Source organism: Brevundimonas lutea (genome assembly GCF_003704105.1).
GTDB classification, from domain to species: domain Bacteria; phylum Pseudomonadota; class Alphaproteobacteria; order Caulobacterales; family Caulobacteraceae; genus Brevundimonas; species Brevundimonas lutea.
The window spans coordinates 589400-608304 of sequence record NZ_QUOQ01000002.1 but is presented as its reverse complement, the minus strand read 5'-3'; the positions used below and the strand labels follow the sequence as shown (position 1 = coordinate 608304).

Sequence of the window (18905 nt, the reverse complement as noted above, 5' to 3'; positions counted from 1 at the left end):
CCTCCAATGATCCTGCACCGTTAGGTCGCGCGCCGCCGTTCGGCAAGCGCTAGGTCTTGAGGGCCCCGAAGGCCTCGATCAACGCCGTCAACTCCGGCTCGTCGACCAGGGGCGCCGCCTCTCGAGGGGCCATCCAGCGGCGCTCACGTTCGTCGGCCTCGGGCCAGGCGTCCGCCTCCTCCGTCACCTCGAGCGGGAACAGATCGACCACGCAGGGCTGGAGCCGATTGTTCTTCAGCCGCTTGTCGTAGTGGAACGCGCCCAAGGGCTCAGGCGCGATCACACCACGCACCCCCGCCTCCTCCCAGGCTTCCTGAGCGGCGGCCTCGGCGGCGGTCTTCCTGGGCATGGGCCAGCCCTTGGGCGTCACCCAGCGGCGCGTCTCACGCGAGGTCACCAGCAACACCTCCACGCCATCGGTCGCGCGCCGCCACGGCAGGGCGGCGACTTGACGACGGTGGTCGCGAACGACCCTGACGCCCTTGCGGCGGGACATGGCGGACAGCGCTCCGGGAACCGCGAGTCGCCCGGTCGGCGCTTTCGCAGGGGCGAGGCGTTTAGCCCCCCGTCCGGTCAACGTCAAGAAATCCGGCCACGGACCATTTTCTACGCCAGTGGTGCGGCAGCTTGACGCACCCCGATTCATGGCAGATTACAGACCGGTAATCATCCGTCCTCCCTGAGCTTTCCTCATGAATCTGGGCTCTCCCCAGTCCGACCTGCTGCGGCAGGCCGGCGAGCGCCTTGCGCGCATGGATCCGCACGGAGCGCTGGACCTGATTGACCAGGCCGAGCGGATGGGTGGGGCCACCCACAACTCCATTCTCAACCGGGCCCTGGCGCTGAGGCTGATGGGCGACTTCCATGGCTCGCTGGCGACGATTGAGGACGCGCTGGCCATTCAGCCGTATGACTTCATCGCCCTGCTGGCCAAGGGGGCCCTGCTGGAGAAGATCAGCCGCCCTAAGGCCGCCGCCGAGGTGTTCCGGAACGCTCTCAAGATCGCGCCGCCACGCGAACGCTGCCCGCCCGCGATCCTGGCCCAGATCGACTACGCCGACGGCCTCGTGAAGCGCCATGCCGAGCGGCTTGGCGAGGCCATGCGCCGCGCCGTGGCCGACATCGGCTCGGACCTGGACGAGGCCACGCGCGACCGGTTCGAGGAGGGGCTGGAGATCTACGCCGGCCTCAAGCCTGCGCCCAAGCAGGAGCCGATCCTGCTCAACTACCCCCGCCTGCCGGCCATCCCCTTCTACGACCGCGCCCTGTTTCCCTGGCTGTCGGAGCTGGAAGCCGCCACCGACATCATCAAGACCGAGCTGGAGGCCTTGCTGGCCGCCGATCTCGACGCCTTCGCCCCCTACATCCAGTATCCCAAGGGGGCCCCGGTCAATCAGTGGGGCGAGCTGAATCATTCGCGCAAATGGACCTCGCTGTTCCTGTGGCGCGACGGCGAGAGACAGGACGAGGCCTGCGAACGCTGTCCCCGGACCACGGCCCTGCTGGAAGGCCTGCCGATGGCGCATCAGGACGGCTTCGCGCCGACCGCCGTCTTTTCGGCGCTGCAGCCTCATACCCACATCCCGGCGCACACCGGGTCGGCCAATGTGCGGCTGTTGACCCATCTACCGCTGATCCTGCCCGGCCCGGCGCGGTTCCGGGTCGGCAACCGGACGCGGGAGTGGGAGATGGGCCGCGCCTGGGTCTTCGACGACACCATCGAGCACGAGGCCTGGAACGACGCCGACGCCTTGCGGGTCATCCTGATCTTCGACGTTTGGAACCCCTATCTGGCCGAGGGCGAAAAGGCCCTGATCACCGCCATGATGAAGGCCCAGCGCCAGTTCGCGCAGGACGAGTAGCGCGCCAGGTTCGTCGGCCGTTGGCGACTGTCCGGTTCATCACAACGAACACGACGAAGGCACAGCGGGCACGACGGGATCGTGCGCGCTTTAAGACCAGCAACATCATCGTTTTGATTTGATCGATGCCGTGGCGTCGATCCAGGCGCCCCTGCCGTACCCGCCTTATCGTCTCGACGACGACAGCGCCTCACACCCCGTGGTGTTCGTCGTGAGCCCGTGGTGTTCGTTGTGATGAACCCGCCTTCGCATATGGCCGTCAACGGCAAACGAAAAACGGCGGCGCGGATCGCTCCGCACCGCCGCAATATCTAGTGGCCTATCGCCCTTGGAGCGATCAGGCGCCCAGCGAGGCCGGGTCGATCTTGAAGCCGGGGCCCATGGTCGAGCTCAGGCTGATCTTCTTCACATAGGTGCCCTTGGCGCCCGAGGGCTTGGCCTTGTTCAGGGCGTCGACGATCGCCTTGACGTTGGCTTCCAGGGCGTCCTGGGTGAAGGAGGCCTTGCCGATGCCGGCGTGGACAATGCCCGCCTTCTCGACGCGGAACTCGACCGCACCGCCCTTGGCGTCCTTGACGGCCTGGGCGACGTTCGGGGTCACCGTGCCGACCTTGGGGTTCGGCATCAGGCCGCGCGGGCCCAGCACCTTACCCAGACGGCCGACCAGGGCCATCATGTCCGGCGAGGCGATCACGCGGTCGAACTCCATGAAGCCGCCGTTGATCTTCTCGTACAGGTCTTCGGCGCCGACGTGCTCGGCCCCGGCGGCCTTGGCTTCTTCGGCCTTGGCGTCCTTGGCGAAGACGGCGACGCGGACGTCGCGGCCGGTGCCGGACGGCAGGTTCACGACACCGCGGACCTGCTGGTCGGCGTGACGCGGATCGACGCCCAGGTTGACGGCGATCTCGATCGACTCGTCGAACTTGGCCTTGGCGTTGTCCTTGACCGCCTTGATGGCGTCGGCGAACGGCAGAGCCGTCTCGCGGTCGCCGGTCCAGGCCTGAATACGCTTGGGTTGCTTCGCCATGATCAAGCCTCCACGACCTTGAGGCCCATCGCGCGGGCCGAGCCTTCGATGATCTTGGTCGCGGCGTCGAGATCGTTCGCGTTCAGATCCTTCATCTTCTTCTCGGCGATCTCCTGCAGTTGCTTGCGGGTGACCTTGCCGGCGGTCTCGCGGCCCGTGAGCTTGGCGCCCGACTTCAGGCCGGTGGCCTGTTTCAGGTACCAGGTCGCCGGCGGCGTCTTGGTGATGAAGGTGAAGCTCTTGTCCTGATAGACGGTGATGACGGTCGGCAGGGGCGTGCCCTTGCCTTCCTTCTCGGTGCGCGCGTTGAACTCCTTGCAGAAGCCCATGATGTTGACGCCGCGCTGACCCAGAGCCGGGCCGATCGGCGGCGACGGGGTCGCGGAGCCGGCGGGCACCTGCAGCTTGATATAGCCGAGGATCTTCTTGGCCATTGATCTCTCCTAACGATGAAGCCCCGTCAGATCTGACGGGGCCGGTGAGCCGTGGTGCGGCATGGCGGCCTCCCACGGATTTGAGCCCTCTTTCGAGGGAGGCGGGCGTTTAGCAGAGCGGCGGAGCGGTGGCAATCTGAGCCGCCCCGGACCGGCGGGGCGATCACCCCCCCGTCTTCTCCACCTGGCCGTATTCCAGTTCGACCGGCGTCGGACGGCCGAAGATGGAGACGGCGACGCGCAGGCGGGCGCGTTCCTCGTCGACGCTCTCGACCGCGCCGTCGAAGCTGGCGAAGGGACCGTCGATGACCTTGACGTTCTCGCCGATGTCGAAGCGGATCGTCGGCTTGGGACGCTCGACGCCCTGCTCCGGCGAGCCGATGATGGCCTGGACCTCGCGCTCGGACACCGGCAGCGGCCGCGTGCCGCCCTGAGATCCCAGGAAGCCGGTCACCTTGGGTGTGTTCTTGACCAGGTGATAGGCCTCGTCGGTCATCTCCATCTTCACCAGCACATAGCCGGGGAAGAACTTGCGCTCGGAGTTGATCTTGCGGCCCCGGCGGATCTCGACGACCTCCTCGGTCGGCACCAGGATCTCGGAGAAATTACCCTCCAGCCCCTGCTGCTTGGCCTGATCGCGCAGCTGCTCGGCGACCTTCTTTTCGAAGTTCGAATAGGCGTGGACGATGTACCACTTGTGGCGGGGATTGGCGGGGGCGGCGGGCGCGGCGTCCGTCATGGGCGCGTCTCCTGAAATCTTGTGTCTTAACGGCCGAGGGCGATGATGCGCTGGAACGCCGCGCCCAGGGCGAAGTCGACGCCCCAGAAGAACAGCGCGGCGATGATCACCATGATGAAGACCATCACCGAGGTGATCCAGGTCTCCTTGCGGCTGGGCCAGGTGACCTTGCGGCCTTCGGCGCGGACCTGGCTGATGAACTGCATCGGGCTGGTGCGCGGCTTCTTGGGCTCGGGCGCGTCGACGGTCAGGGTGGCGCCCGAAGCGCCGCCGCCGGCTCGCGTTCCCGAAGTCTGCCCCCCGGAGCGGCGTCCGCCCGGAGTCTTCGCCTTGGCCATGATGTCTCTACTCGGCTTTCGTGGTCCCCTATCGTCGCCAGATGGGAAAGCCCGACCGGTTTCGACAGGGGGAAGGTGGCAGGAGTGGAGGGACTCGAACCCCCGGCCCTCGGTTTTGGAGACCGATGCTCTACCAGCTGAGCTACACTCCTAGGCTCCCGGACAAGGAACAGCGCGCCGGAGGGCGGACCCTTCGGCGCGCATGGCCTTGGCCAGACCGGCGCGTTTATCAGCGCCCCCCGCGAGAGGCAAGGACGGGTCGGAGCCGGCACGGCGGAAAATGGTCCCAAGCTAACGGTTCGCTAGCCTATTGCTGATATCCCGCGCGGTATCGGGCCGTCAGAGCCCGCGATGGTGATCGAAGGATACGAGCATGGCGGGGGCCGAGCGCTTCACGGAAAGGTTTCGGCGCGACCAGTCGGGCGCGACGGCCATCATGTTCGGGATCGGGGCGCTGGTCCTGATCCTGATGACCGGCTTCGGCGTCGACTACTACCGCTGGACCATCGCCAAGAGCGAAACCCAGGGCGTGCTGGACGGTGCGGCCCTGTCGGCGGCGGCGTCGCGCGAGATCGATGAATCCGCGCTGAGCACCATCGCCGACGCCCATGTGGCCGCGAATTCGCCGAACATGCGCAAAGCCTTCGTCGATCCCGACTACGACACCGAGCTGACCTATGCCGACGAGAAGGTGACCGTCACCATGACCGGCGGCGTGCCGACCATCTTCATGGGTCTGGCGGGCGTTCAGACCATGCCGCTTAATGTCACCGCCGTGGCGCAGCGTGGCGAGGCGGAGGCCGTCGAACTTGTTCTTGTGCTGGATAACACCGGCTCGATGAACCAGATGGACGCGGGCGGCCAGACCCGTATCGCCGCCTTGAAGGCGGCGGCAGCCTCGCTGGTCACCAAGGTCAAGGAACGCGAGGAGGCCGATGTGAAGGTCGGCGTCGTGCCCTATGCCGAGTACGTCAACGTCGGAAAGGCCAACCGCGGTCAGGCGTGGCTGAGCCTCGAAGAGTACGACAAACATGTGCCTGCCAAAGATCCAGGAAAGCAGGCGGACGAGATCGAGGAATGCACGGCGTACGGCCCGTATTACACCGTCAACCGGACACGCCAGCTGGACGGGCGCACCGAAAGCTACACCGAGCAGCGTCGCGACTGCACCAAGAAGGAAAAACGCCCGAACCCGAACGCCGGCAAGCCGACGGGCGGTCGCGCGGCCTATACCGAACAGTTCCGCTGGGAAGGCTGTGTCTACTCCCGCATCGGAGACCTGCGGCTGAGCGATACGGCGCCCATGAGCCCGTATGCGGGCATCATCGTCAACGACAAGAAGCGCGACTGCCAGACCGAGATCGTGCCGCTGTCCGACAACCGCGCCACCGTCCTCAGCGCCATCAGCGGGATGGTCACGACCAAGCAGCGCGGCGGCGATCCGATGACCTTCATCCCGGGCGGCCTGATCTGGGGCGTCAACGTCCTCTCGCCCGGCGCGCCGTTCACCGAGGGCCGCGCCTATGGCCCCGCCAACCGCAGTCCGCGCAAGATCATGGTGCTGATGACCGACGGCGTGAACACCATGACCTATCGTCCGAACGGCACGAAGTTCGGCCAGCACATCGCCACGACTGCGGCTGGCCAGCTCAAGCAGACAAACGACGACGTCACCGCCATCTGCAACTACGCCAAGTCGCAGAACATCGAGATCTACACGGTGGCCCTGGGCATTGAGGACGACGCCTCGACGACCATGCTGCGCGGCTGCGCCAGCCAGGCGGACTATTTCTTCAACGCCTCCAACAACGCGGCTCTGGGCGAGGCGTTTGACGCGATCGCGGCCTCGATCAATCGGGTGCGTCTGGTCCAGTAAGCAGGGCGGCGCTAAGCGGAGCGGATGCTGGTCACCCGCTTCGCCCCCTCGCCCACCGGACGGCTGCACAAGGGTCACGCCTTCTCGGCCCTGACCGCGTGGCAAGCGGCGCGCGAGGCCGGCGGCCGGTTCCTGCTGCGCATCGAAGATATCGACCCGATCCGCTGCCGGCCCGAGTTCGAGGACGCGATCCTGGAGGACCTGGCCTGGCTGGGGATCGATTGGGACGGGCCGGTCCGACGGCAATCCGATCATCTCGGCGATTACGCCGCCGCGATCGACGATCTGCGGGCGCGCGGTCTGCTCTACCGCTGCTTTCGCACCCGCAAGGACATCCTGGACGCCATCGGCGACGCCCCCCACGGCGCGCTGGAGGCGGCTCGACCCGGCCCGCATCCGGCCGATGAGGAAGCCAGTCTGCTGGCCCAGGGCCGTCCCTTCGCCTGGCGTCTGTCGCTGGACCGGGCGCGCGAGGTTCTAGGCGAGGCGGCCTGGTCGTCGCTGAGCTTCGTCGAGGAGGGCGCGGGTCCGGATGGCGAGACTGGTCGCATCCCGGCCCGGCCCGAAACCGCCGGCGACGTGGTGCTGGCGCGCAAGGACGCCGCCGTCGCCTATCATCTGGCCTGTGTCCACGACGACGCCTTGCAGGGCGTCACCCACGTGATCCGGGGTCAGGACCTGTTCGAGGCCACCCATATTCAGGTGCTGATCCAGACGCTGATGGGCTGGCCGATCCCGACCTATCGCCACCACCGGCTGCTGACCGGCCCGGACGGCCGTCGGTACGCCAAGCGAGACCAGAGCGTGACCCTGGCGGAGATGAGGGCGGCGGGGGTGACGGCGGCGGACCTGCGGGCGGAGCTCGCTCCATAACCGTGTCCCGGGCGAAGGCCGGGGCCCAGATTCACGCGCGGGAGTGAGACGGCGGCCAAGAGACGGCGCTCCTCGCGGCCATAGTCTGCGTCTTACAATCTGGACGCCGGCCTTCGCTCGGGGAGACGGACCTTTTTCACAGCCCTGAGCGGTCGCGGCCCAGCCAAGGCGCAATCCCCATGACAACCGCCCCGGCCGGGTCTATCGGCCGTCGATGAGCCGCATCTCCCAGCATCCCCTGCTTCCCCTGGCCGTGCTGGTCGGGGCGGCCATGGTGTTGGGGCTGGCGCCGATCCTGGTCCGGTTGGCCGACACGGGACCGACGGCGGCCGCCTTCTGGCGCTTCGTCTTCGCCCTGCCGCTGCTGCTGGCGATCGCCGGGCGGCCGGGCGGCGGAGGCTTCGGTTCGCCGACACGGCCGATGGCCCTGGCGGCGCTGTTCTTCGTGCTGGACTTCAGCTTCTGGCACTACGGCATCGTCATGACCTCGGTCGCCAACGCCACCCTGCTGTGCAACCTGGCGCCCGTCGTGGTCACCCTGTTCGTCTGGCTGGCCTGGGGCGAGCGGCCGGGACGCATCTTCATCCTGGCGCTGGTGCTGGCCCTGGCCGGCGCCGCAGCGATGGCGGCGGGGGCCAGCGGCGAGCAGGGCTCGAATCCGCTGCTCGGCGACCTCCTCTCGACCGGCACGGCGGTGTGGTACGCGGGCTATTTCCTGGCGGTTTCGGTGGCGCGACGGCGCGCCTCGGCCATGCGGGTCATGGTGTGGACCACGACCCTGGCCACGCCCGGCCTGCTGGCGGTCAGCTTGATTCTGGGCGAGCAGATCTTCCCCGCCAGCCTCGGCGGGTGGCTGGCCTGCGCGGCCATGGGGCTGATGCATGTGGCGGGCCAGGGCGGGGTCACCTGGGCGCTTGGCCGCGTCCCGGCCAGCCTGACGTCGCTGGTCGTGCTGATCCAGCCGGTGGCGGCCGCGATCCTGGCCTGGTTGCTGTTCGCCGAGACGATGACGGCGGTCCAGATGGCCGGCGGCGTCCTGGTGCTCATCGGGATCGTTCTGGCCCAGCGGGCCTCCAGACGCACGACGGGCGCGATGGCCAAAGCCCCCGCGCCCGTCGCATCCTGATCGAAGCGGTCCGCAGACCGCCGGAAATCAGAGAACCTTGAGGTTCACCGCCGCCGTCTTGCCGCGCTGGTTTTCCAGCTCGTACTCGACCTTGGCGTTCTCATCGAGGCCGGCGAGGCCCGCCTTCTGCACGGCGGTGATGTGCACGAACACATCGGCGCCGCCCGCTTCGGGCTGGATGAAGCCAAAACCCTTGGTGGGGTTGAACCACTTGACCGTTCCGGTCGCCATTGTGCGTCTCCAAATCTAACGCGCTTTCCAGGCGAGAGCGCCGAGACGCCCCCGACAGCCACTCTGGACAGCTCGTTCCAAGAGAAGGAGCGACCGCAAGTTCCTAGCTGCGCAGGGGTTGTCACCCGGTCAAACGAGACCGTCAACAGATAAACGATGACACGGCGTCAACGGCACAGGCTGTAAGGCGCCCCGTCCAGGTGCAGGTGATCGCGGTGCGCCTCGTTGTAGTCCGGGCTGAGCACCACGCCGAACAGGCGGCAGGCCCCGTCGCGCGCGGCGCGGATGAAAGCCTGACCATCACGCCCGGCAGGTCCGTCGCCGTCCCAGTCGGTGAGGACGGACACCTGCCGTCCGTCGGCGAGGGTGACCCCCGCGACGTCCAGGGCGTTGGCCCGCGCATGTTCGCTGGGCCGGTCGCCGTCGGACTGCGAGCCATAGATGCGGCGGCAGGAATAGGTCCCCATGTTGTCGACCGCGGCCGGGGGCGAACCATAACGCGAGCGCGCCAGCGGCTGCAGCACCTGGCGGTCCCAGATGACATAGCGGATGGCCAGCGGGCACTGCATGACAACCCCGCCGGGGCGCAGCGGCGTGACCGCCCCTCCGGTGATGCGGACCGCGCCCTGCACCACGCAGAAGCCGCCGTCGTCGGTATCCTCGGCCCGTTCGACCTGAACGCCGGCCGCGCGCAGGGTGGCCATGCACTCCTGGGTCGTCTGTTCGATGAGGGGCGGCGCCGCGGTCCGGGGGATGTCGAAGTCGCGCACCTGGCGGGCGGTGGCCTGACCAATCGGCCGCTCCAGATCCAGCGGCTTCCAGAACAGGTGTTCAGGCGGCGCCAGGGCGTCGAGCATCAGGAACAGGGCCGCCGCGCCCAGCGCCAACTCCCACAACAGGTTCCAGAAGTCGGCCAGATCACGACGCATGCGGCAGCACCCTGCCCGCTCGCCGAAGAGTCGGCAATCAGGCCTGAGCCGCCATCTCGATCAGGCGCGCGGCCAGGGGCGCGCAGTCATCGGTGTCGCGATTGGCGATGACAGCAGCGGCGAGGCCACGCGCGGGCGCGACGAGGGCGGCGCAGCGCCACATCGTGTTCGAGCCTTCGTGCGCCAGACCGGGCCCCGCCCCCGCCCAGGGCGCGCGCGGCGCCACGCCCCAGCCCAAAGCGTAGGTCGAGGCGGCGTCGGGCCACGGCCGGGCAAGGCGCGCCAGACTGCCCTCGGAGACGAAACCCTGCGGACCACCGCCCAGGAAGACCCGCAACCAGCCGCCATAGTCGGCCAGGCTCATGTGGGCCGTCCCGGCCGGACCGAGCGCCAGCGGATTGTCCGCGCCCGGACTGGCCGGGTCCATGGGGATCAGCTGACCGAACAGGTTGCGGTGGCCCCAGGGCGCGGGATCAGGCGGTGCGCCCCAGCCTGCGGACAAAAGGCCCAGCGGTTGGAAAACCTGCTCGGCGATCGCGGTTTCGGCGGGCCTGCCGGTGATCTGTTCTATCGCGGCACCGACCAACATGTAGTTGAGATTGCCGTAGGCGTACTGGCCCGGCGTCCCATTCGGCGGCGCCGACAGGGCGCGGTCGATCAGGGCGAGGCGCTGCTCCGTCAGACTGCGCGGATCGGCACGAGCGGTGGCGAACCAGCCGTCCAGATGGCCGGCGTCCAGCAGCCCGGCGCGGTGCGCCATGAACGGCTCCAGCGTCATACCCGCCCAGGCTGGATCGACCGAAATCACGGGAAACAGCTGCGCCAGCGGGGTATCCCAGGCCGCCCCGCCCGCCTCGACCAGACGAGCGTAGGTCAGGGCCGTCATCGCCTTGGTGTTGGAGCCGAGGTGCCAGCGATCGCCGAGCGTCACCATGGCGTCGCCGCCCCGACGCCGAACGCCGGCCACATCCGACCAGACCACGCCGTCGCGATCGACCACGATCGCGCCCATGGCGGGAGCGTCGGCCGCCGCTCGCGCCCGATCCAGAGCGCCGGCCATGCCGGGGCGCGGAGGCGACGGCTCGCGTCCGCAGGCGGCGCCTGCCAGGGCGCTGAGGCTAAGCCCGGCCAGGATGTCGCGTCGGCGCATGAATCGATCCCTCTTTCGCTAACTCCGGTTTCAGCCCATCGTCGTTTCATGGGCAAGAAATCCGACAAGAAAGCCTACGATCGCGATCTCGAGGCGCTGCAGATCGAATGGGTCAACACCCAGGCCTGGACGATCGAAACCGGCCTGCGGACCCTGATCGTGTTCGAGGGCCGCGATACCGCCGGCAAGGACGGGGCGATCAAGCGCATCACCGAGGTCGCCGCTCCGCGCCAGACGCGCGTCGTCGCCCTGCCCAAGCCGTCGGATCGCGAGCAGAGCCAGTGGTATTTCCAGCGCTATGCCCCTCATCTGCCGGCCGCCGGCGAAACGGTGATCCTGAACCGGTCCTGGTACAACCGCGCGGGGGTCGAGCCGGTGATGGGCTTCTGCACGCCGGAACAGCACGAAGCGTTCCTGAAGGACGCCCCGGTGTTCGAGCGCCTGCTGGCCGACGACGGCATCAAGATCATCAAGCTGTGGCTCGACATCAGCCGCGAGGAGCAGGCGGCGCGGCTGGAGGCCCGGCGCGAGGACCCGCTGAAGAAGTTCAAGATCTCGCCCCTGGACGGCGAGGCGCAGAAGCGGTGGGACGCTTATTCCGCCGCGCGCGACCGCATGCTGGCCGAAACCGACCACCCGGCCGCGCCCTGGACCGTGGTCGCGACGGACGACAAGAAGACGGCGCGGATCAATATCCTGCGCCATGTGCTGCGCGCGATGGGGCGGCCGGGGGCCAGGGTCGAGGCGCCGAACGTGGATGTGGTGTTCCCCAGCGCCGACAGTCTGGCGCGGCTGGCGACGTGAACCACATCTCGGCTTGACGCCGTCTGCTCGCAGCGAGAGACAGCCCCGGCGCAGTTTCCGGCACGTTCCAAGGACCAGCATGACCCCAGTTGCGACCGCCGGCGAACCTATCGACCTCTACTGGTGGTCGAAGGAAAAGAATTTCGGCGACCTTATTGGGCCCTGGATGGTCGAGATGATGTCGGGACGACCGGTCCGGAATGTCATGGGTCGCCGCCACGAGCCTGACGCCGTAGGCCTCGCCACGGTCGGATCACTGATCCAGACGTTTGATAGACCGGGGCTCGAGGTCTGGGGCAGCGGCTCGATCCGGCACATCAGCAAGGCCCGCGCTGAACGGCTCAAGCCCATGCGGCCTCGACGAATCCATGCCCTGCGTGGTCGCAAGACGCTCTGGTATGTCCGTCATCGCCTGGGATGGGAAGCGCCCGAAGTCTTCGGGGACCCGGCCGTTCTCCTCCCGCGTCTCTACCAACCCAAGCCACGTCCCGACGTGGCGGGAAAGACGGCGATCGTCGCGCACTATGTGCACAAGCCCACGCTCGGCGGGCTGAGCCGCGACCGCTTCCACTGGGTGGATGTTCAGGACGACCCAGACAGCGTCATCGATCAGATCGCGGCGGCCGATCGGGTCATCAGCAGCTCGCTCCACGGACTGATCATCGCCAGCGCCTATGGCGTGCCGTGGGTCTGGCTGTCGGTGGGTGACGAGCCACTGTCAGGCGGTCGCTTCAAGTTCGAGGATCATTTCACCACGCTCGACGCCAAAAAGGTCAGCGAGGCGTTGATCGCTCCCGTCGAGGTCAGCGACGATCGTCTGGCTGCCATCGCAGACACCGCGACGCTGCCGGAGTGGACGATCAGTCACGATCCGCTGTGGAACGCCTTCCCCTACCACAAGCCGGGATAGGGTCGCGGTTCAGCCCAGAGCGGACGTCGATGTCGACCGGAAGGCGAACTCGCGGTCGATGAAGCGGGTGGGGTCCAGCTTCACCCCGCCGCGACGGATTTCGAAGTGCAGGTGCGGGCCGGTCGAATAGCCGGTCGAGCCGATCCGGCCCAGGCGCTCGCCACCCGACAGGCGGTCGCCACGCTTCACCTCCACCCGGCTCATGTGGGCGTAGAAGCTGGTCAGGCCATTGGCGTGCTTGATCTCCGCGAAGCGCCCGTAGCCGCCGGGCTCGTAGCCGGTTCGGACCACCTCTCCAGGAGCCGTGGACAGCACGGCGACGCCCACCGGCGCGGCGATATCGACGCCCTGGTGCGGGCGCGGCTTGGCCTCTCCGGCCAGATGACGGAGGCCGAAATTGGAATTCACGTCATACCCGTCAACCGGCTTGAGAAAGCGGACAATCTGGATCGGCGGGCCCAGCACCTCGGCCTCGGCCTGAACCGGCGGCGCGGTGGGGGCGTCGTCGCCCTGGATCTGGACCAGCGGATCGACGGGCGTCAGCGGCGCCATGGCCATCGCCAGGCCGGCGGCGGCGATCAGACCGGCCGATTGACCGGAATGGATCAGGAAGGATTTCACGCGGGCCCAGCGAGGGGCCTGAAACGAAAAAGTCGGCGTTAGGCGTCGCATTGCGGCGGCGTCTCCGTGTCGGCTCTATGTTGGAAGGTCGCCGGAGCGGGCGCCCTCCCGGAAGGAGCGACGCGCGGGCCCGGAGATGAGCGGGCGGCGACCGAATGGATGGGTCTTATGCCGACCGGTCCGGGCCGGAATGAGGCAGGGAGCGCGGCGGATTGTCGCGGCAACGGAACCCGACACGCGCTTGCGTAACCCGCGCTAGACGAACGCAAAATGTCGGACAGAGCGCGAGAAAAAGGCCGCCCCTGCAGGAGAGGCGGCCTCCAAACTTCAGCAATCGACGTGGAATTTACGGCAGGGTCAGGGTGAAGGCGACGCCCGCCAGATGGCTGTCGGCCGCATCGCCGAACCGGCCTCGATAACCCGCCGATACCCGCATGGTGTCGCTGATGCGGGCGCTGATCCCCGCCTCGGCCAGCCACTCCTCGCCCTGCGGCAGGTCGAAGTCGCGCTCCAGGATCTGGGCGGTGTTTCCCAGGATGCCGACGCGCACGGGATCGGCGGAGTCGTCGAAGGCGTGGCGATAGCCGCCCGAGGCGTAGAAGCCCAGGTTCTCGTCGCCGCCGGCCAGGGCCAGGACGGCTTCGCCCGACAGCGCCTCGACGGTCCGGTCCTGGAATTCCAGCTGCGCCGCCGGACCGGTCTCGCGATAGCCGTCGACTTCGGCCGAGATCCAGTTCAGCCCCACGCGCGGGACGAGGGCCAGACCGCCGAGGGGCACGGCCACGCCGCCCTCGATCTTGGCGCCGACGCTGAAGGCGTCCGTCCCGGCGGTGTGGATGGCCGGGGCCAGCTGGGTCATCCGCTCGATATCGTCGTAGTTCTCGGCCGAGACGCCGCCGTAGGCGTTGACGAACACCATGCCGGAGCGCCAGCCGCCCCAGGCGTCGAAGCTGAGGCTCTCGCTGTCAAAAGTCATCGCCCCCGCGTCCGCGTCGCCGGAGAGGATCGACCCCGCCAGGCCGAACCGCCAGGTGTCGTTGGGGCTGTGCTCCAGCGCCAGGCGCGCGCCGCCCGCCTGGGTGTCGGTTTCGGCCACCACGCCGCGCGCGTCATAGGTGGTGTTCTCGTACAGGCCCATCATGGTCAGACGCGTGCCCGCGCCCCAGCCGGCGGCGTCGGCCATCAGCGCGCCGGCGTCGTCCAGCGCATCCTGGCGCCGGCCATAGGCCATCTCGCCCAGCACCGTCGCCTGGGCGCCCCAGTCGCCGTAATAGATGTAGTCCCGCGCCAGGGAGGCGATGATCCGGTGTCCCGCGGCCGTGGGGTGCACCCCGTCCCAGTAGAAATAGCCGTCGGGGTTGGCGCAGATCGATCCGGTGGTCTCGTTCAGGCAGGTGTCGGTGATGTTGGTGATGCCGAAGCGCTGGGCGTTGGGGGCGATGAAGTCGCCGGCCCGGAACAGATCGACATAGATGATGTTGCTGTCCGTCCCCGCCGCCGTGGTGCGCAGACCGGTCAGCAGGGCGGTGTTGAAGGTGCCCACGCCCTGGTCGGCCAGCGGCCCCGCCGGGCTGTTCAGGAACTGGGGCGTCAGCGACAGGCGCGGCAGGTTGACGACCATGATGGTCCCCGCCCCCGCCTGGGCGACCTGGGAGACCAGGGCGTTGACGTCGGCGGCGGCGGCGCTGGCCACCAGGTTCAGGGCCGCGATGGGGGTCGGGCTGGTGGCCGCGCCGGGAATGCCCTGGAACAGGTTGTTGGCCCCGCCCAACACGCTGACCAGGTCACCGTCGCCGAAGGTCCCGCCATTCTGCAGATAGGCCGCGAGCTGCAGCCGCATGCCCGGGGGGCTCATGGCGAAGTCGGTGCGGGCGCCGCCGAAGGCGTAGTTGACGCTGCCCGAGGTCGTGCCGAAGCCGGTGGCGTCGAAGCCCAGCAATTCGGTGAACACCGGCCCGTTCGAGAACCGGCCGTTCACATAGAATGGCGCGGGCGGCTGGGTTCCGCCGGTGAAGGCGAACAGATTGCCGTTGTCGCTGAGGCTGTCGCCGAACACGACCAGCCGGTTGTAGGTCTGGGCCTCGGCCGCCTGGGGCGCGGCCATGAGAGCCGCCGCCATCAGGGCGCAGGACGCGGCGCCGCGAAGAAGTCGAGACATGATGTAGTCCTCCCGTCGGCCGTCGATCCCGCGACCGTTGCGAGACAGTGTGAACCGCTTCGCGAAAGGTGCAAGATGCCGTTGGGGAAGGTTTCGCTATGACTTGGGATTGGTGCTCTTCACCATCTCCGCCAGATTGAAGCCGATCCGCCGGGCTGGCCGGGCCTCGGGCTTCTTGCGGGCATCCAGCAGCAGGTTCACCTGGGTGTAGTGCTGGATCAGGCGCACCGGCTTGCCGTCCGGGTTCTTGCCGAAGAACAGGATCATGTCGGGGCCCCAAAAGCCGATGTCGTCGATCTGAAGCGTGGCGTCGCCGGGCGCGCCGACCAGCCGCACCCCGACCTCGTCGTCCTTGTCAAGCTTGGACTCGAACTCCTCGACCAGCTTGGACAGGCGCACGAACGCCCATTCCGCCGGGTTGTCGCGCATGCGCACATCGGCGGTCATCTGACGCCGCTCGTCGGGGGTGGCGGCTGGCACCATCGGCTCGGGACACGGCGTGTCGCCGCAGTCGGAAAACATCGCCGGATCGGCCTTGACCGGGGCGGTCTGGGGCGCGGCCTTCTTCGAGGCGGCCTTGGCGGGTTTGGTCTTCGTCTTGGTCATGGCCGCACCCTACACCGGTCCCCGGCGGCGCCGTCCACCCCAGCTGGCTCAGAACAGCGCCTGGCCCTTGGGGAGTTCGCTGTAGCGGTGCACACGGACCGCCATGATCAGACCGAAGCCGATCATCAGCGTCATCATCGACGATCCGCCATACGACAGCAGCGGCATCGGCACCCCCACCACAGGCGCCAGGCCCATGACCATCGCCCCGTTGATCAGGATGAACAGGGCGAAGGTCGAGGCGATCCCCGCCGCCGCCAGTCGCCCGAAATGGCTGTAACTGAGCGAGGCGATCCGAAGCGAAATCAGCACGATGGCGGCGTAGCAAAGCAGGATGGTGAAGGAGCCGACGAAGCCGAACTCCTCCGACAGGGCCGAGAAGATGAAGTCGGTGTGCCGCTCGGGCAGGAACTCCAGCTGGCTCTGACTGCCCAGGCCGAAGCCGCGTCCCAGCAGGCCGCCGGAGCCCAAGGCGATCTTGGACTGGATGATGTTGTAGCCGGTGCCCGCAGGGTCCGCTTCGGGATTGAGGAAGGTCAGCACGCGATTGCGCTGATAGTCGTGCATCACGAACATGACGAAGGGCGGAATGATCGCCACTGCCGCGCCGACGCCGACCGCGATGATGCGCCAGCTGAGCCCCGCCAGGAACATGATCGCCGCTCCGGTCAGGGCGATCAGCATGGCCGAGCCCAGGTCGGGCTGTTTGGCCACCAGCAGGAAGGGCACGCCGACCATGGCGGCCGGGATCAGCAGCTTCCACGACAGCCGGGCGTCCTGGGCGGAATGCGCATGGTACCAGCGGGCCAACGCCAAAACCAAACCGAACTTGATGAACTCGGCCGGCTGCAGACGGATGAAGCCCAGGTTCAGCCAGTTACGGGCGCCGCCGGCCGTGTAGCCCAGCGGCGTGAACTCGGTCATCAGCACCAGCAGCAGGAACAGGCCGTACAGCGGATAGGCGGCGCGGAACCACCATTTCAGATCGATCAGGGCCAGGCCGAGCATGACCACGGTCATGACCGAGAAACGGATCACATGGTCCGCCGCCCATGGGCTCCACCCGCCGCCGACGGAATAGAGCATCATCGCGCCCGTCCCGCCGACCACGGCGAGCAGGATCACCAGGCGCCAGTCGATCTCGGTGATCTTCTCCGACAGCCGGTCGCGTTGGCCCGGCCGGGTCAGGGCCGAGGCGGTCATCCGCGCGGCTCCGACAGATAGGGGCGTGGCCCTGTCGGGGTGGCCGCGGGCGCAGCGGTGGGCGGCGCGGCCGCCGGGGCCAGGGATTCCGGCACGTCGTGGGCGCCGGGATCCTCGGTCTCGACGAAGCCGTTGCGCTCGATGCGCTCGCGCAGCTCGGCGTCCTTGAGCAGAGTGACCCGCATCACCTCGCGGGCGCGGGGCGCGGCCGCGGTGCCGCCGCCAAGGCCCCCGTGCTGGATGATGACGGCCATGGCGTAGCGCGGCTTGTCGATCGGGGCGTAGGCGATGAACAGGTTGTGGTCCTTCATGGCCCAGGGCTGGCCGGCGCCCTTGCGTGAGCCGGCGCCGTAGTTGCGCACCTGGGCCGTGCCGGTCTTGCCCGCCATGCGCACGGCGCCCAGGCCCAGCTGACTGTTGCGGAAGGCGGTGCCGCCCGCCTCGGTCACCGCATTCATGCCGTCGCGCAGCACCTGGATGCGGTCCTCGGGGAAGGGCAGCGGCTGGAAGGCCTGGCGCGGCTGCTCGACCCCGCCGACCGAGTGGATCAGGCGCGGCAGCACGTTCTGTCGACCGTTGGCCAGGCGCGCGGTGTAGACGGCCAGTTGCAGCGCATTGACGCTGACGGCGCCCTGACCGATGCCGAAGCTGGGGTTCTCGCCGGGATACCAGTTGGGGTCGCCGCCCACCGGATTGCGCCGCCGCCAGGCGCGGTCGGGCACCAGACCTTCGCTCTGGCCGCCGATGCCGATGTCGAACTCCTGTTCGAAGCCGAACTTGCGGGCCGTCTCGGCGATGGGATCCGGCCCCATCTCGACCGCCAGCGTCATGAAATAGACGTTGCAGGAATTCTTAATGGCGTCGCGCATGGTCTGGGCGCCGTGCGTGGCGTGGCAGGCGAAACGCCGGCCCAGGTAATATCCGCCGGAGCAGTTGATGACGCGGTCGGGGTTCGCCCCGCGCAGCATGGCGGCCATGCCCACCACCGGCTTGAAGGTCGAGCCCGGCGCATAGGTGCCGGTGGTGGCCTTGTCGAGCAGCGGGCGACGCTCATAGTCGGCCCAGGCGCGGTAGATCGAACTGGGCACCCCCGAGACGAACAGGTTCGGATCGAACGCCGGGGCCGAGGACATGCACAGGATGTCGCCGTTCCTGACGTCCATCACGACGCAGGCGCCGGATTCCTCGCCGAATACCTCCAGAGCGCGCTTCTGGATGTCGGCGTCCAAAGTCAGGACCACGTCCTTGCCCGGAACGGCGGGGCGTGATCCGGCCTGGTCCTCGGCGACCACGCGGCCGCGCGCGTCGACCTCGACCCGATTGCCGCCGGCCTCGCCGCGCAGCTGGGCGTCCAGCGCCTTTTCCACCCCCATGCGGCCGATGCGGTAGCTGGGGTTGAACACCACCTGGGGCACGTCCTCGCCCCGGTCCTTCATGGCGTCGACGTCTTCGGCCGAGACCTTGGCCACATAGCCGACCACATGGGCGAAGGCGCCGCCATGCGGATAGTAGCGGGCCTCGTTCATGTCGGCCATCACGCCGGGCAGTTCGGTGGCGTGCAGATTGACCTTGGAGAACTCCTCCCAGGTCAGGTCCGACTTGACCGGCACGGGCGAGAAGCGCGGCGCGGCGTTCACATCGCGGATGATGGCGCGGCGCCGCTCCAGGGTGTCGGGCAGGATCTTGCCGACGTAGTCCAGCGTCTGGTCCAGGTCGTCGATCTCGTCGCGCACCACCAAAACGCGGAAGCTGGGGCGGTTTCCGGCCAGGACCACGCCGTTGCGGTCCAGCACCCGGCCGCGCGGCGGCGGCACCAGGCGATAGTTGAACTGGTTCTCGGTCGCCAGCGTCGAATATTCCGCCGCCTGGACCACCTGAATTTGACCCAGCCGCGCGCTCAGCACCGTCACGCCCAGGGCCGTGCCGCCCCCGAACAGCAGGGTGCGGCGCAGAAACGACCCCTGGCGCTCATTGGCGTCGGAGAAGAAGATCGAGGGTTCGGACTTCTTGCTCATAAG

The 18905-nt window shown here is 68.1% G+C and carries 19 protein-coding genes and 1 tRNA gene; 6 read left to right on the top strand and 14 right to left on the bottom strand.

Annotated features, from left to right (window positions below):
- Positions 1–49 precede the first annotated feature (49 nt).
- Positions 50–496 carry an NUDIX hydrolase gene (locus tag EES48_RS03165; protein WP_122464901.1) on the bottom strand — a complete coding sequence of 149 codons (447 nt, stop codon included), beginning with the start codon at positions 494–496 and terminating at the stop codon, positions 50–52.
- A 196-nt stretch (positions 497–692) separates the two neighbouring features.
- Between EES48_RS03165 and EES48_RS03160 the strand changes: the two genes are divergently transcribed.
- A complete protein-coding gene (locus EES48_RS03160) occupies positions 693–1862 on the top strand; it encodes an aspartyl/asparaginyl beta-hydroxylase domain-containing protein (RefSeq protein ID WP_240623193.1) in 1170 nt (389 codons plus the stop codon).
- A gap of 337 nt (positions 1863–2199) precedes the next feature.
- Here the strand turns inward: EES48_RS03160 and rplA are convergent, their stop codons facing one another.
- From rplA to EES48_RS03135, 5 genes are all read right to left on the bottom strand, one after another.
- Positions 2200–2889, bottom strand: a complete 690-nt coding sequence (rplA, locus tag EES48_RS03155; protein ID WP_122464900.1) for a 50S ribosomal protein L1 — start codon at positions 2887–2889, stop codon at positions 2200–2202.
- A 2-nt stretch (positions 2890–2891) separates the two neighbouring features.
- Positions 2892–3323 carry a 50S ribosomal protein L11 gene (rplK, locus tag EES48_RS03150; RefSeq protein WP_122464899.1) on the bottom strand — a complete coding sequence of 144 codons (432 nt, stop codon included), beginning with the start codon at positions 3321–3323 and terminating at the stop codon, positions 2892–2894.
- A 163-nt stretch (positions 3324–3486) separates the two neighbouring features.
- Positions 3487–4062, bottom strand: coding sequence for a transcription termination/antitermination protein NusG (gene nusG / locus EES48_RS03145; protein WP_122464898.1), 576 nt, complete (start codon positions 4060–4062; stop codon positions 3487–3489).
- A gap of 26 nt (positions 4063–4088) precedes the next feature.
- Positions 4089–4400 (bottom strand): preprotein translocase subunit SecE, encoded by a 312-nt coding sequence (secE, locus tag EES48_RS03140; protein WP_122464897.1) that lies wholly within the window; start codon positions 4398–4400, stop codon positions 4089–4091.
- 76 nt (positions 4401–4476) lie between these two features.
- Positions 4477–4552, bottom strand: a tRNA-Trp gene (locus EES48_RS03135).
- A gap of 221 nt (positions 4553–4773) precedes the next feature.
- On the opposite strand from EES48_RS03135, the gene EES48_RS03130 reads away from it, so the two are divergent.
- The 3 genes from EES48_RS03130 (at position 4774) to EES48_RS03120 (ending at position 8275) form a co-directional block, all read left to right on the top strand.
- Positions 4774–6276, top strand: a complete 1503-nt coding sequence (locus EES48_RS03130; protein ID WP_122464896.1) for a pilus assembly protein — start codon at positions 4774–4776, stop codon at positions 6274–6276.
- 24 nt (positions 6277–6300) lie between these two features.
- Positions 6301–7149: a tRNA glutamyl-Q(34) synthetase GluQRS gene (gene gluQRS, locus EES48_RS03125; protein WP_122464895.1), complete on the top strand. Its 849-nt coding sequence runs from the start codon at positions 6301–6303 to the stop codon at positions 7147–7149.
- A 214-nt stretch (positions 7150–7363) separates the two neighbouring features.
- Positions 7364–8275, top strand: a complete 912-nt coding sequence (locus EES48_RS03120) for a DMT family transporter (RefSeq protein WP_122464894.1) — start codon at positions 7364–7366, stop codon at positions 8273–8275.
- Positions 8276–8302: 27 nt separating this feature from the next.
- Here the strand turns inward: EES48_RS03120 and EES48_RS03115 are convergent, their stop codons facing one another.
- The 3 genes from EES48_RS03115 to EES48_RS03105 all read right to left on the bottom strand — a co-directional run bounded on the left by EES48_RS03115 (position 8303) and on the right by EES48_RS03105 (position 10585).
- A complete protein-coding gene (locus tag EES48_RS03115; protein ID WP_122464893.1) occupies positions 8303–8506 on the bottom strand; it encodes a cold-shock protein in 204 nt (67 codons plus the stop codon).
- Between the two features lie 167 nt (positions 8507–8673).
- Positions 8674–9435: an extensin-like domain-containing protein gene (locus tag EES48_RS03110; protein ID WP_122464892.1), complete on the bottom strand. Its 762-nt coding sequence runs from the start codon at positions 9433–9435 to the stop codon at positions 8674–8676.
- A 37-nt stretch (positions 9436–9472) separates the two neighbouring features.
- Complete coding sequence (locus tag EES48_RS03105) at positions 9473–10585, bottom strand: serine hydrolase domain-containing protein (protein ID WP_122464891.1); 1113 nt, start codon at positions 10583–10585, stop codon at positions 9473–9475.
- Between the two features lie 48 nt (positions 10586–10633).
- Between EES48_RS03105 and ppk2 the strand changes: the two genes are divergently transcribed.
- Positions 10634–11389, top strand: a complete 756-nt coding sequence (gene ppk2, locus EES48_RS03100; protein WP_122464890.1) for a polyphosphate kinase 2 — start codon at positions 10634–10636, stop codon at positions 11387–11389.
- Positions 11390–11468: 79 nt separating this feature from the next.
- On the top strand, positions 11469–12299 hold the full coding sequence (locus tag EES48_RS03095; RefSeq protein ID WP_162997977.1) for a polysaccharide pyruvyl transferase family protein: 831 nt from the start codon (positions 11469–11471) through the stop codon (positions 12297–12299).
- A gap of 9 nt (positions 12300–12308) precedes the next feature.
- On the opposite strand, the gene EES48_RS03090 is transcribed toward EES48_RS03095, so the two are convergent.
- From EES48_RS03090 to mrdA, 5 genes are all read right to left on the bottom strand, one after another.
- Entirely contained in the window at positions 12309–12920 is a 612-nt protein-coding gene (locus EES48_RS03090; RefSeq protein ID WP_240623192.1) for a M23 family metallopeptidase, read from the bottom strand.
- Between the two features lie 346 nt (positions 12921–13266).
- Positions 13267–15078: an autotransporter domain-containing protein gene (locus EES48_RS03085; protein ID WP_122464887.1), complete on the bottom strand. Its 1812-nt coding sequence runs from the start codon at positions 15076–15078 to the stop codon at positions 13267–13269.
- Positions 15079–15174: 96 nt separating this feature from the next.
- Positions 15175–15684, bottom strand: a complete 510-nt coding sequence (locus EES48_RS03080) for a DUF6173 family protein (RefSeq protein WP_122464886.1) — start codon at positions 15682–15684, stop codon at positions 15175–15177.
- Between the two features lie 48 nt (positions 15685–15732).
- Positions 15733–16887, bottom strand: a complete 1155-nt coding sequence (gene rodA / locus EES48_RS03075) for a rod shape-determining protein RodA (protein ID WP_122464885.1) — start codon at positions 16885–16887, stop codon at positions 15733–15735.
- On the bottom strand, positions 16884–18902 hold the full coding sequence (gene mrdA, locus EES48_RS03070) for a penicillin-binding protein 2 (RefSeq protein ID WP_122464884.1): 2019 nt from the start codon (positions 18900–18902) through the stop codon (positions 16884–16886). Before mrdA ends, rodA begins: the two co-directional genes overlap by 4 nt.
- Positions 18903–18905 lie beyond the last annotated feature (3 nt).

Excerpts from the sequence above, each read along its gene's own strand:
- EES48_RS03165 (WP_122464901.1), bottom strand. The coding sequence starts at position 496 with ATGTCCCGCCGCAAGGGCGTCAGGGTCGTTCGCGACCACCGTCGTCAA.
- EES48_RS03160 (WP_240623193.1), top strand. The coding sequence starts at position 693 with ATGAATCTGGGCTCTCCCCAGTCCGACCTGCTGCGGCAGGCCGGCGAG.
- rplA (WP_122464900.1), bottom strand. The coding sequence starts at position 2,889 with ATGGCGAAGCAACCCAAGCGTATTCAGGCCTGGACCGGCGACCGCGAG.
- rplK (WP_122464899.1), bottom strand. The coding sequence starts at position 3,323 with ATGGCCAAGAAGATCCTCGGCTATATCAAGCTGCAGGTGCCCGCCGGC.
- nusG (WP_122464898.1), bottom strand. The coding sequence starts at position 4,062 with ATGACGGACGCCGCGCCCGCCGCCCCCGCCAATCCCCGCCACAAGTGG.
- secE (WP_122464897.1), bottom strand. The coding sequence starts at position 4,400 with ATGGCCAAGGCGAAGACTCCGGGCGGACGCCGCTCCGGGGGGCAGACT.
- EES48_RS03130 (WP_122464896.1), top strand. The coding sequence starts at position 4,774 with ATGGCGGGGGCCGAGCGCTTCACGGAAAGGTTTCGGCGCGACCAGTCG.
- gluQRS (WP_122464895.1), top strand. The coding sequence starts at position 6,301 with ATGCTGGTCACCCGCTTCGCCCCCTCGCCCACCGGACGGCTGCACAAG.
- EES48_RS03120 (WP_122464894.1), top strand. The coding sequence starts at position 7,364 with ATGAGCCGCATCTCCCAGCATCCCCTGCTTCCCCTGGCCGTGCTGGTC.
- EES48_RS03115 (WP_122464893.1), bottom strand. The coding sequence starts at position 8,506 with ATGGCGACCGGAACGGTCAAGTGGTTCAACCCCACCAAGGGTTTTGGC.
- EES48_RS03110 (WP_122464892.1), bottom strand. The coding sequence starts at position 9,435 with ATGCGTCGTGATCTGGCCGACTTCTGGAACCTGTTGTGGGAGTTGGCG.
- EES48_RS03105 (WP_122464891.1), bottom strand. The coding sequence starts at position 10,585 with ATGCGCCGACGCGACATCCTGGCCGGGCTTAGCCTCAGCGCCCTGGCA.
- ppk2 (WP_122464890.1), top strand. The coding sequence starts at position 10,634 with ATGGGCAAGAAATCCGACAAGAAAGCCTACGATCGCGATCTCGAGGCG.
- EES48_RS03095 (WP_162997977.1), top strand. The coding sequence starts at position 11,469 with ATGACCCCAGTTGCGACCGCCGGCGAACCTATCGACCTCTACTGGTGG.
- EES48_RS03085 (WP_122464887.1), bottom strand. The coding sequence starts at position 15,078 with ATGTCTCGACTTCTTCGCGGCGCCGCGTCCTGCGCCCTGATGGCGGCG.
- EES48_RS03080 (WP_122464886.1), bottom strand. The coding sequence starts at position 15,684 with ATGACCAAGACGAAGACCAAACCCGCCAAGGCCGCCTCGAAGAAGGCC.
- rodA (WP_122464885.1), bottom strand. The coding sequence starts at position 16,887 with ATGACCGCCTCGGCCCTGACCCGGCCGGGCCAACGCGACCGGCTGTCG.
- mrdA (WP_122464884.1), bottom strand. The coding sequence starts at position 18,902 with ATGAGCAAGAAGTCCGAACCCTCGATCTTCTTCTCCGACGCCAATGAG.